Annotated in this window: 11 protein-coding genes; 5 read left to right on the forward strand and 6 right to left on the reverse strand. The window is 55.4% G+C overall.

All coding sequences use genetic code 11. From position 1 onward, the window contains the following. Window positions 1-232 precede the first annotated feature (232 nt). The 5 genes from H6G13_RS25835 to H6G13_RS25855 all read left to right on the forward strand — a co-directional run bounded on the left by H6G13_RS25835 (window position 233) and on the right by H6G13_RS25855 (window position 4323). On the forward strand, window positions 233-1663 hold the full coding sequence (locus H6G13_RS25835) for a DUF2157 domain-containing protein (protein ID WP_190488269.1): 1431 nt from the start codon (window positions 233-235) through the stop codon (window positions 1661-1663). Continuing rightward, complete coding sequence (locus tag H6G13_RS25840; protein WP_190488271.1) at window positions 1660-2328, forward strand: GDYXXLXY domain-containing protein; 669 nt, start codon at window positions 1660-1662, stop codon at window positions 2326-2328. Before H6G13_RS25835 ends, H6G13_RS25840 begins: the two co-directional genes overlap by 4 nt. 148 nt (window positions 2329-2476) lie before the next feature. Next, the gene (locus H6G13_RS25845) at window positions 2477-3076 is read left to right on the forward strand and encodes a superoxide dismutase (protein WP_190488273.1); all 600 of its coding nucleotides are present in this window, start codon (window positions 2477-2479) and stop codon (window positions 3074-3076) included. Window positions 3077-3201: 125 nt separating this feature from the next. Then, entirely contained in the window at window positions 3202-3426 is a 225-nt protein-coding gene (locus H6G13_RS25850; RefSeq protein WP_190488275.1) for a hypothetical protein, read from the forward strand. A gap of 72 nt (window positions 3427-3498) precedes the next feature. Further along, window positions 3499-4323 carry a tryptophan-rich sensory protein gene (locus H6G13_RS25855; RefSeq protein ID WP_190488277.1) on the forward strand — a complete coding sequence of 275 codons (825 nt, stop codon included), beginning with the start codon at window positions 3499-3501 and terminating at the stop codon, window positions 4321-4323. Here the strand turns inward: H6G13_RS25855 and corA are convergent. The 6 genes from corA to gatB all read right to left on the reverse strand — a co-directional run bounded on the left by corA (window position 4310) and on the right by gatB (window position 11955). Further along, window positions 4310-5452 carry a magnesium/cobalt transporter CorA gene (corA, locus tag H6G13_RS25860; protein ID WP_347277535.1) on the reverse strand — a complete coding sequence of 381 codons (1143 nt, stop codon included), beginning with the start codon at window positions 5450-5452 and terminating at the stop codon, window positions 4310-4312. The genes H6G13_RS25855 and corA overlap by 14 nt on opposite strands. Window positions 5453-5669: 217 nt before the next feature. After that, window positions 5670-7364 carry a chaperonin GroEL gene (groL, locus tag H6G13_RS25865; RefSeq protein ID WP_190488279.1) on the reverse strand — a complete coding sequence of 565 codons (1695 nt, stop codon included), beginning with the start codon at window positions 7362-7364 and terminating at the stop codon, window positions 5670-5672. Between the two features lie 158 nt (window positions 7365-7522). Beyond that, window positions 7523-8137 carry an alpha/beta hydrolase gene (locus H6G13_RS25870; RefSeq protein ID WP_190488281.1) on the reverse strand — a complete coding sequence of 205 codons (615 nt, stop codon included), beginning with the start codon at window positions 8135-8137 and terminating at the stop codon, window positions 7523-7525. Window positions 8138-8262: 125 nt separating this feature from the next. After that, a complete protein-coding gene (locus H6G13_RS25875) occupies window positions 8263-8883 on the reverse strand; it encodes an alpha/beta hydrolase (RefSeq protein WP_190488282.1) in 621 nt (206 codons plus the stop codon). An 80-nt stretch (window positions 8884-8963) separates the two neighbouring features. After that, complete coding sequence (gene argJ, locus H6G13_RS25880) at window positions 8964-10205, reverse strand: bifunctional ornithine acetyltransferase/N-acetylglutamate synthase (protein WP_190488284.1); 1242 nt, start codon at window positions 10203-10205, stop codon at window positions 8964-8966. Window positions 10206-10467: 262 nt separating this feature from the next. Next, window positions 10468-11955, reverse strand: coding sequence for an Asp-tRNA(Asn)/Glu-tRNA(Gln) amidotransferase subunit GatB (gene gatB / locus H6G13_RS25885; protein WP_190488286.1), 1488 nt, complete (start codon window positions 11953-11955; stop codon window positions 10468-10470). Window positions 11956-12216 lie beyond the last annotated feature (261 nt).

A 12216-nucleotide genomic window follows, 5' to 3' on the forward strand; every position in this document is an offset into this window, starting at 1 on the left:
GGGATCAGTCCCTATACCATGCAGGTTAGGTAGAGTGTCCCTGCGCCACCGCTGCGGCTGAGAACGTGTGGCACTGTAGATTCACAGCTGGTAGCGATTGAAATGCAAGTGATAAGCCAGAGAGCTTGCGAAACAGAGGGCTTTGCCTGACAGCTAGCGCCCTGTTTCGCCAGATTTCTGACCGCATTTCCGCCAGTTCCACCCTTCACCCTGGTAGACCGGGGAGCGAGCTATGGATTCTGAAAAATTTCGTCGTCACCTGCGCCAGGAAGCGGAGCAGTGGTGGCAGGACGGGTTGATTGATGCTTCCGTTTACGAGACGTTGGCTCAGCGGTACCAGTTCCAGGCACTCGAAGGCGAGGCCAAGAGCCGGTTTGTCGTCATTCTGCTGAGTCTGGGCGGCATTCTTCTGGGCTTGGGTGTGATTACTTATGTGGCGGCTAACTGGCAGGGCTGGCCCCGTGAGTTTCGCACGCTGCTGCTGTTTGCGCTGTTTGTTGCGGTCAATGGGGCCGGATTTTACCTGTGGCGGCGATCGCCTTCTCAAAGCGGGCAGCGATTGGGCCACGCAATGCTGTTGCTGGGGGCTCTAATTTTGGGAGCCAATCTGGGGCTGACCTCTCAGATGTTTCACCAGAGCGGCAACCTGTACGAGCTGTACTTAGTTTGGAGCCTAGGCGTGCTAGCAATGGCCTATGGGCTAAGGCTGGCTTCCCTAGGCGTGCTGTCGCTGTCTTTGATGGCGATTGGCTATTTTCTGGGAATGGCTGACTGGGCTGCTGGCACGGCATCGGGCTGGATGACTTTGATTGAGCAGATGCCGCTGGTAATGGCTGGGCTGTTTGTGCCGCTGGCCTACTGGTGCCGCTCTCGGGCTTTCTTTGGGCTAGCGGCAATTGGGGTAGCAGTTACTCTACAGACCAGTTTGGGGCTGCTGGCGGCGACAGACTCGTCTTGGTGGCGAATTGCGATCGCAGTCGCCCTGCCCCCGGCCCTGCTCTGGAGCTACACCGATCAGATCTGGCAGTGGGATCAGCCCAAGGCAATGCGCCTTGCCGGATTACCCGCTGCCCAACACCCACTTCCCTTTCAAGCCATCAGTCGAGTACTGGCTGTTACCGCACTTAGCCTGTTCCTTTACGTCGTTTCATTTCACTGGCTCTGGCAATTTCGCTGGTTTAGTTATGCAGGCGGCTACCAACAGCAAGCCACTCCGCTGCTCCTGAGCGTAGCTGTACTCAGTTTGGTAGCCCTTTGGGGCTGGATCAAAATCGTTCGCCAGGGCCTAAGCCAGCGGCAGTTTCCCCACCACTTTATTAACAGCGGCTCTGTCGCAGCCTGTATTGCGCTGGCTACTGGCACCGCCATCTGGCACGAAATGGTTACGCTGCCCACCATCGGCCCTGCCGTTTACAACTTACTGCTGTTTTGTCTGGCCCTAGCCCTGATTCGCGACGGTCTGGCTTTGGGTACGCGCGGGATGTTCTGGGGCGGCATGGTGCTGCTAGTTGTAAGCATCATGAGCCGCACCCTGGAATACAACACGGACCTGCTGCTCAAGGCTCTTGCGTTCGCGCTCTGCGGTGCTGGCATTATCGTTGCCGGACTCTGGTTTGAGCGCCACATCAAGCCCACTCCAACCCTTCAGGAGAAAACACGATGAACCCTGCTTCTGATCCCTTAAAAGCCCCTCAAACGCCGCAGCCGCCTCAACGGCAGCCCCAGATAGCAGAGATTCCCGCCAAAGAGCGGCCTCGCACTATTCCAGCTTGGCGCTTTTGGACGCCGCTGCTGATCCAGATGGCGCTGCTGGTTTCGGTTCCAGCCCAGAGTGCCTATACCTACGCCACGGGTGAAATCGTCGTGCTGCAAACGGCCCCAGTTGACCCCTATGACTTCCTAAGAGGCTATTCCCAAACGCTCCGCTATGACGTTTCCGATCCCTCTATCCTCAGGGTCTTACCGGGGGGAGCAGAGGTCTTTGCCACCGAATCTCCGGGGTCTTTTTACGTAGTGCTTCAACAGCCAGAAGCGTCTCCAGGCCCTCGGCCAACTCCGTGGCGGCCAGTTAGCGTTAGCCCAGAGCGCCCTGAGAACCTCGGCCCTAATCAAGTCGCTCTTAGGGGCGAGACTACCCCGTGGGGCCAAATTCGCTATGGGCTAGAGAGCTACTACATGCCAGAAGATCGGCGGGAGGAGCTAAATCGAACCATTGGCGAAGTACAGCAGCAAGACATAGAAGCCTTTGTGGCCGAGGTCAAAGTAGACAGGCGAGGCAATGCTGTGCCTGTAAGTTTGTGGGTTAGAGAACAAAACTACCGCTTTTAGAGCCAATTTCCCCCTCTGGGGCATAGGCATAGTTCTCATTTAGGCGTAGTTCTATAGATCAGAGCGCAAAGCTATGTCTTTAGGCAGCCCCCATCCTAAAGGCATATGGCTGAGGCTAGATCACAACCTAATTTGAGAGGAGAGCACAATGGGATACGAATTGCCCCCTTTGCCCTATGCTTATGACGCCCTTGAACCCCACGTTTCTAAGAGCACCCTGGAATTCCACCACGATAAGCACCATGCGGCTTACGTGAGCAAGTACAACGAGATGATTCAGGGCACCGAGTTTGAGAGCAAGCCGATTGAGGAGGTGATCAAAGCGATCGCAGGCAACCCCGATAAGCAGGGGATGTTTAACAACGGCGCTCAAGCCTGGAACCACACCTTCTACTGGAACAGCATGAAGCCCAACGGCGGCGGCACTCCCACAGGAGATTTAGCCAGCAAGATCGATGCTGACTTCGGTGGCTTCGATAAATTTGCTGAAGCCTTTAAAAGCGCCGGGGCCACTCAGTTTGGCAGCGGCTGGGCTTGGCTGGTGTTAGACAACGGCACTCTTAAGGTCACTAAAACCGCCAACGCCGACAATCCCCTGACTCAGGGGCAGGTACCGCTGTTCACTATGGATGTATGGGAGCACGCCTACTATCTGGACTACCAGAATAGCCGCCCCAACTACATGGATGCGTTCCTTAAGAACGTCGTGAACTGGGATTTTGCTGCCCAAAACATGGCGGCTGCTTAATTAAGCCAGATAGCGTAGGTCTAGAGGGGCGAAGCATTGCAGAGACAGTCTAGGCAAACCTGCTAGGACTTTAGATGCATGCTTCGCTCTTTTCCATACCAGGCATTCCGCCCAGGAGTAGGCGAATGATTGAATCTCCCGACTATCCCCATATCGTGATGGCTTTTACCTACCGCGATTTCAAAGTCGAGATTGACCAGAGCGAGGATCATGGACAGGTGGTTTATGCCGCCTGGGTAAGTTACGAGCAGGGCTGTGCTGTAGCGGTACCCTGTGTCTTTTCTCGCAATGAGGCCGTCTGGAAGGCGAAGCAGTGGTGCGATAAGAGGACGCAGGAAGGGAGAGGGTGAATTTAACTCCAGATAGGTGACAGTTCTGTGTCGGCCGAGGATGATGCAGAAGGAAGACTGGGTGAGGCAGCTATGACCGAATCGACACATCATTCTGGATCGGGGAAGGCGCTTGCGATCGCAACAATCGCTATCATTTTTATCACAATCTTTGCCAGCAGCATTCTGAACAACTTTCCGCCGCCTGGAGGCAGATCGGTCGCGCTCTTGGCCAACAATGAGCTGAGAGGCGTTCTGGTCATTCCAGCCAACTACGCATTTGCGATCTGGGGCCTGATCTATCTGGGCGTGATTGCCTACGGCTTTTACCAATACAAGCCAGTGCAACAGGGCGATAGCCGCCTGCAGAAGGTTGATTGGCTACTGATTGTGGCCTGCCTGTCTCAAATTGCCTGGTCGTTGCTGTTTCCGCTGCGGCTTTACTGGTTTTCGGTACTGGCGATGCTGGGAATTTTGGTGTCGCTGGCAGGCATTTACGTCACCCTAGGGACCGGCCTCACTCCGGCCCGCCGCAAGGAGCGCTGGAGTGCCCACATCCCTTTTAGCACTTACCTGGCCTGGATTTCGGTAGCAACGATTGTCAACATCGCCTCTGCCCTCTACGCCAACGGCTGGAATGGCTTTGGTCTAAGCGCTCCCATATGGACCGTGATCATGCTGATTGTGGGGGCGGTGATTGCTGCAATTTTGGCGGTGCAGCGAGGGGATATTGCCTTTACCCTAGTCTTTGTTTGGGCCTACATTGCCGTTGCCATCCGCCAGTCTGAATTCACAGCCGTTTGGATTACGGCGGTGTCGGCTGCGATCGCACTTCTGGCTTTGCTATTCTTGGGCCGCCGCAATCGCCAGTCTGCCCGCGTTGAAAGCCGCGAGCGCAGTACGACTAACGTTTCGTAGGCGAGAAATTTTCAAACCAGCCGCGCCGCCAGAAGTAGTAGATTAGGCCAGCTGCGATCGCAATCATCAAGGCCCAGGCTAGCGGATAGCCCCAGTACCATTCCAGCTCCGGCATGTTGAAGGGAGACGCCTCCGGGTTGAAGTTCATACCATAGACCCCGGCAATAAAGGTTAGGGGAATAAAGATCGTCGAGATCACCGTCAGCACCTTCATTACCTCGTTCATCCGGTTGCTGATGGAAGAGAGGTACACATCCATCAAACTGGCAACAATCTCCCGGTAAGTCTCGATAATGTCGAGCACCTGCACAATGTGGTCGTAGCAGTCTTGCAGGTAAATCCGAATTTCGGAGCCGATCAGCTCATCGCCATCTCGGATCAGGCTATTGATAATGGTGCGCTGGGGCCAGACAGAGCGGCGCAGCATCATCAGGTCACGGCGCAGGTCGTGAATCCTGGTAATAGTTTCGCGGGTGGGGTTAGCAACCACCTCTTCTTCCAGGGTTTCAATCAACTCGCCCAACTCCTCTAACACCGGAAAAAAGCTGTCAATAATGGCATCGAGCAGCGTGTAGGTAAGAAAGGCAGAACTTTGGTGGCGAATAGTGCCAATGTTGCGACGAATGCGATCGCGCACCGGATCAAAGCAATCCCAGTGCGGCTCCTCCTGAAACGTCACCAGAAACTTACGGCCTAGCACAAAGCTGACCTGCTCACTAGAAATGCCCTCTCCTGACTTCTTGGGCCGCACCATCCGCATAACGATCAGCAAATGGTCAGAGTAGTAGTCAATCTTGGGTCGATGAGGCACGTTCACCACATCCTCCAGCACCAGCGGGTGCAGCTTAAGAATGCTGCCTAGGCGTCTTAACGTTGCCTCACTGCCCAACCCGCGCGCATCAATCCAGGAAACCGAGGTTTTGTCTAGATAGGAAATGCATTCATCGACATCCTTCAAATCTCGATGAATCGCCTGCCGCCGGTCGTAGTCGATCAGCACCAGCTCAGTCGGCAGCGCATCATCGGGAATGTTGAGAGTGCCGGGGGCAGAGCCGGGAGGCGAGTAGTTATAGTCTAGGTACTCCCCCTCTTCCGCCTCGTCTTCTTCATAGTCAAGAAGCTCCTCCATTGGGTCGGCAGAAGACAACATCGGCTCAGAGGGCAAGCCTAGCGTGGGTCTGACAGAAGCCTTGCGCTTGGCTTTGAGGGGTCGGCGCTTGCGAGTACCCATAAAATCTTCGTCCAGAAATATCCCGCTTTAAGCATAAGGGGCACAGCCAAAGCTGTGCCCCCTCAATTTACCGAGATTTTAAGTTTGTCACTTTAGAGCTGGGCTTTTAGACGGCTTACATCATGCCCATGCCGCCCATGCCGCCCATGCCGCCCATGCCACCCATGCCGCCCATGCCGCCCATACCACCCATGCCGCCCATGCCGGGATCACCTGCAGGCGCAGCGGGTTCAGGCTTCTCGGCCACTAGGGCCTCGGTAGTCAGCACCATACCTGCAATCGAGGCCGCATCTTGCAGAGCCGAACGCACCACCTTAGCAGGGTCAATAATGCCGGAGGCGATCAGGTCTTCGTACTGGCTGGTCAGCGCGTTGTAGCCCATGTTGAAGTCGAGCTGCTTAACCTTCTCGACAATCACGGTGCCCTGCTGTCCAGCGTTATCGGCAATCTGACGTAGGGGCGCTTCCAAAGCCCGTACCACAATGTCAACACCGACCTTCTCCTCAACGCTGGTGAGGCTGTCTTTGAGCGACTGCAGCTTGCCTGCTAGGTGCAGCAGGGTTGCGCCACCACCGGGAACAATGCCTTCGTCTACAGCTGCCTTGGTGGCGCTAAGGGCATCTTCAATCCGCAGCTTCTTGTCTTTTAGCTCGGTTTCAGTGGCCGCGCCAACCTTGATCACAGCCACGCCGCCTGCCAGCTTAGCCAGCCGCTCCGACAGCTTTTCTTTGTCGTAGTCAGAATCGGTTGCGTCCAGTTCCTTGCGAATCTGGGCGATGCGCTTGTCGATGTCGGCCTTGTTGCCACTGTCAGACACTAATGTTGTGGTGTCTTTGGTGATAGTAGCCTTGGTCGCCACGCCCAGCATCTCTAGGGAGACCGTATCGAGGCTGAGGCCAATTTCTTCAGAGATCACTTGGCCGCCGGTGAGCACGGCAATGTCCTGCAGCATGGCCTTGCGGCGATCGCCAAAGCTGGGAGCTTTTACCGCAGCCACATTCAGCACCCCGCGGGCCTTGTTGACCACTAGGGTCGCTAGGGCTTCGCCTTCGATGTCTTCAGCAATGATCAGCAGGGGCGCACCCTCGCGGGCGATTCGCTCCAGCACCGGCACCAGGTCTTGAATTGAGCTGATTTTCTTATCAGTGAGCAAGATTCGAGCATTGTCTAGCTCGGTGATCATCCGCTCTTGATCGGTGACAAAGTAGGGCGACATATAGCCCCGGTCAAACTGCATCCCTTCCTCGATATCGAGTTCGGTAGTGAGGGACTTAGATTCTTCGACGGTGATGACGCCGTCTTTGGTGACTTTGTCCATTGCCAGAGCGACCATGCGGCCCACCTCTTCATCGCTCCCCGCAGAAACGGTCGCGACTTGGGCAATCATGGCATTGCCTTCTACAGGCTTGGCTACATTAGCAATTTCACTGACCAGCATGCTCACGGCTTTTTCAATGCCGCGACGCAAGCTGACCGGGTTGCTGCCAGCAGCAACGTTCTTCAGCCCTTCGCGCACCATTGCCTGGGCTAGGACGGTAGCGGTGGTGGTGCCATCGCCCGCTAGGTCTTTGGTCTTGGAGGCCACTTCCTGCATCAGGCGAGCGCCCAAGTTCTCAAAGGGATCTTCCAGGTCAATCTCTTTGGCAATGGTAATGCCGTCATTCACGATCTGGGGTGCGCCGTACTTCTTCTCCAGCACCACGTTGCGGCCCCGAGGGCCAAGAGTAATTTTGACCGCATCTGCCAGGGCATTGACGCCTTTTTCCAGCGCCTGCCGAGACTTTTCATTAAAGGAAATTAATTTCGCCATGTCCTGCCTTTCAGCTCTCCAGTGAAAACCTAGCACTCTCCGTCACGGAGTGCTAACTTCGTTAGATTATCCTTGGAGCGTGTTTGAGGTAAGTCGCAATAACCGATCCTTGGCGAGGAAAGAGGAGACAGGCGCAAAGCAGAAGGCAGAGGGTCGGCTTACTGTTGTCTAAATGAGGCCAGAAAAGCCTGTATAGCAGCAGTGTCTTGCCGCACTTGGGTAGCAACTTCTCCGACCCGCTGCGTGTCAATGGCAATCGCGGGCCCTTCAAAGGCTTGCAGCACTTCAATCAGCGAGAGGCGGTTGTCGCTTGAGGCTAGCAACAACGCATCTCGCAGCGGCTGCCAACTCTCTGTAGCAGCATCGGGCAGGGTGAGGGTTGTGCCTACCTTCTGCAAAAAGGCTTCGCCAATGAAGGTAGAGGCAGCTTGATTGAGGAGTTCGCCGTTAACTTCGATTTCACCGCCTAGAATATTGCGGGAAAACCTGCTGTCTAAGTTCACCGAGTCCAGCAGGGCTTGCAGTTCTGGAGAGGCTTCTCCGGTTGTGGCGAAAGTGGTCAGGTCAGTTATCGAAAGGGTCTGCAGGGGAAGTGTGCCATAGGTCAGGCTGATCTCTTCGACAGCTTTGGCGTGGGGGGTCTGGAGCAGGGTGGCGGTGCCGCTGAGGAGAAGTGCGATCGCAAACCGACCGCTAAACGACTTGCCGCGCGCTTCCTGGAACCGGCGGGAGAACAGCTGTTGCAGAGGCTGGAGGGCAGTAAATAGGCGCACAGAATCAGATTCTCTAGTGTGAGGAGTACAGGCGGGTGACGTGATTGCTCAGAAAAAAGTTTCCCCAAATTGAGCGGAGTCAGTCTTCGCTCAATCCTGCCTGAAGGCCGAGGAATTTGCCGTTACTAACGAGCAGGTTGGTTTTGGCGGCTGCGCAGCAGCTCCACCAAAGATTGGATATCTCTAACGCTGCGCTGTACGTTGCCAGCGACTCTACCAACTTGTTGGGTATCTACTGTCAGTGAGGCTCCCTCAAAGTTTTGCAGCACTTCCAGAGTAGACAGGCGATCATCTTCAATCGCGGTTAGCAGAGCACGCCGCAGATCCTGCCAGCTTTCAGTAGAGGAGCCGGGGCGAGAAATTGCCGTTCCTGCCTGCTGCAATACCGCTTCGCCGACAAAGGTTTGAGCGACTCGACTGAGCAGCTCACCATCAACCTCCAGTTCCTTGACGAGAACTGATTGGGCCGTAGCGGTATCAATGCCCGCCGCATCAAGCAGCGAGCGGATCTCTGTAGACGGTTCTCCGGTCACGGCAAACTGCTCTAGGTCACGCACGGGAATCGTTTGCAGCGGCATTTCACCGTAGGTGAGGGTAAGTTCCTCCAGCGCCTCGACGCGGGTAGGAGACAGCATCAGAATCGAGCCTGCCCCCACGCATAGTGCCAGGGCCGGCAGGGTACGGGCTACGCCAGGAAAGCTAAACAGGGAACGTTGCGAAGACAGCTGGTTTAATTGGCGTTTCATCAAATCCACTGGTCTTAAGTTCTCCACAGGGGTATCTGAAGAAGTGGACAGTAGACAATAAAGGGAAGTTCCCACCCGTGTCAAGTTGTGTAGTCAGCGTTAATTTTGACGTAGTCGTAGCTCAAATCACAGCCCCAGGCGGTGCCGTTGCCAGGTCCACTGCCGATACTGACAGCAATCAAAACGGTATCGGACTTGAGATACTCTCCAGCGGCGGCCTGCTTCAGGTAGGCACTGGCAGCAGGGCGGTCAAAGGGCAGGGGCTGGCCGTGCTCCATTAGTACAGCGTCGCCAAGCTGTACTCGTAGGTCATTTTGGTCGAAGGTAACCCCTGCCCGTCCTGCCGCTCCAGCAATGCGGCCCCAGTTGGGGTCGCGCCCAAAGATGGCAGCTTTAACTAGGGCTGATCCGGCGATGGTGCGAGCTACTTGGCGAGCAGCGGCATCGTTCACGGCTCCGCTGACGTTGACCTCTACTAGGCAAGTAGCCCCTTCGCCATCGCGGGCAATGGCTTTGGCCAGGTAAATGCAGACTTCAGTTAGCATCGCTTCTAGCTTCTCGGCCTCGGGTCCGGCATCGGTGATGGCGGGGGTGCGGGATTCACCATTCGCCAGGGCGATGAGGGAATCGTTGGTGCTGGTGTCGCCATCAACGGTGATCTGGTTGAAGCTTTTGTTGGCAGCGCGGCGCAGCATGTCTTGCCAGAGGGGCGGCGAGACGGCGGCATCGCAGGTGACAAAGGCCAGCATGGTTGCCATGTTGGGGTGGATCATGCCAGATCCCTTGGAGATACCGCCGATGCGAACTGGGCGGTCGTCGATCAGGGTCTCTAGAGCAATAGACTTGGGCACCAGGTCGGTAGTGATGATGGCTTTGGCAGCAGCGTCTGAGCCCTCTTCGGAGAGCGCCTCTACTAAAGAGGGAATGCCTGCTTTGAGGGCATCCATTTTGATCCGCTGGCCGATCACGCCGGTTGATGCAATCAAAACCGAATCGCCAGGGATGTCGAGAGCTTTGACGACAGCATCAGCGCTTTCGACGGCATCTACCCAGCCCTGGTTGCCCGTGCAGGCGTTGGCCTGCCCAGCATTGACCAAAATGGCGCGAGCCGTAGAGCGGGCCTCTAGCCGCTGGCGGCAGTAGTCTACACAGGCAGCTTTGACGTAGCTGGTGGTGAAGACCCCAGCTGCGATCGCATCTCCCTCCGACACAATCAGCGCTAAATCTGGCGCGCCTGAAGGCTTTAACCCAGCCACAATCCCTGCCGCTTTAAATCCTTTAGGTGCCGTCACTCCACCTGGAACTACGTGCCAGTCTGCCATAGCCTTTCCCCGACCTATTTGTGATAGGGGGGATTATATCAGGGTGGGAAAGCTAAGGGCAGAGGACAGAAGGTGGAAGATAGGGGAGAAGGCAGAGGGTGGAAGGTAAGGGGCGGAGGTTGATTCAGCCCGTAAGTCTGAGTAGACAAAAAAAAGGAGAGCCGCGAACAGCTCTCCCTACCATCAGGGTGCATCTACATAACATAGTATTGCACACGTGGCACCAGGGGTGAAACCCCTTATCGTATATTTCTTAACAAGTTTAGCCATTTAATTTTTTGGCTAGGAGCTGATTGGTCAGTTTAGGATCCACTCGGCCGCCCGAAAGCTTCATCACCTGACCTACGAAGAAGCCTTGTAGCTTGGTCTTTCCAGCCCGATACTGCTCCAGTTCAGTGGGGTTGTCGGCCAGCACCTTGTCGATGATGGCTTCGATTTCCGCTGGGTTGGAGATTTGGCTGAGGCCCTTTTTCTCCACCAGAGCCTTAGGAGAGCCGCCCGACTTGAGCAGTTCTGGCAACATGTCCTTGGCGATTTTGCTGCTGATGGTGCCGCTATCGATGAGCTGGACCATTTCGGCCAGCATTTCAGGCTTTAGGGCAATCTCGTCGATGGCTAGCTTCTCAGCATTGAGATGGGCCGCAATATCTTGGGTAATCCAGTTGGTGGCCGACTTGGGATCGGCTCCAGCAGCAATGACAGCCTCAAAATATTCGGTGACGGCACGATCATCTGCTAAAACTCGGGCATCGTAGGGCGACAGGCCAAATTCGCTCTCGTAGCGAGTGCGTTTTTGAGCGGGCAGTTCGGGCAGTTCCTTTAGCCAGGCTTCTTTCTGCTCGACTGACACCACAATGGGCGGCAGGTCGGGTTCAGGGAAGTAGCGGTAGTCGCTAGAGCCTTCTTTGGAGCGCATGCTGATGGTGCGCTGGCTGCCTTCTTCCCACAGCCGGGTCTCTTGATGGATTCGTTCGCCAGCTTCGACGGCTTTGATTTGCCGATCGATTTCGTACTCAATGGCTTTTTGAATGGCGCTGAAGGAGTTCATGTTCTTGATTTCAACCTTCGTGCCAAACGCGTCTTGGCCTTTAGGCCGCACTGAGATGTTCACATCGCAGCGTAGAGAACCCTCCTGCATGTTGCCGTCGCTAATGCCCAGGTAGCGCACGATGCGGCGCAACTCTTGAGCGTATTCAGCAGCTTCTTGGCCCGAGCGCAGATCGGGTTCAGAAACAATTTCTACCAGGGGCACCCCGGCACGGTTGTAGTCTACCAGAGAGTAGGTCGAGCCAGAGAGGCGATCGCTACCTGCGTGGACCAGCTTACCGGCATCTTCTTCCATGTGCAGGCGGGTAATACCAACGCGCTTGCGGGTAACTTCTTTAGTCTTTTTGTTGACCAGCTCAATCTCTAGCCAGCCGTGCTCAGCGATCGGCAGATCGTACTGAGAGATCTGGTAATTCTTGGGAAGGTCGGGGTAGAAATACTGCTTGCGGTCAAACTTGCTGTAGGGTGCAATCTGGCAATTTAACGCCAAACCTGCTTTGACTGCATACTCTAAGACCTTTTCGTTTAGCACCGGCAACACCCCAGGCATACCCATTACGATTGGGTCGATGTAGGTATTGGGCTCGGCTCCAAAGGCGGTGGAGGCGGGGGAGAAGATCTTGGTCGCAGTACACAGCTGGCAGTGGGTTTCCAGACCGATGATGGCTTCGTATTCCGTTTTGGCTGGCGCAGCAGAGGTCATGGATGTCTCTTGGATGTCTTTTGGAAGGCTTTTACAGTCAGTTTGACTATTGTATCCCCATGATAGATCTGCTAGTAGGAACCCCGAACGGCGACAGGCTAAAAACCGGGTTTCTACCCCCACAACTCAAGCAGTTGTCTTTAACCTACCCACGAGATGCGCAACGAGATTCAAATTATTACAGCAGGTCTGGGTTTCAAGCTCCTGAGCCAATCCAGCACGGTTGAGTAGATTCCAAACAATTTGACCTGCCAATGAGGG

Origin of the sequence: Pseudanabaena sp. FACHB-2040, from assembly GCF_014696715.1 — a bacterium.
Classification (GTDB): Bacteria; Cyanobacteriota; Cyanobacteriia; order Phormidesmidales; family Phormidesmidaceae; genus JACVSF01.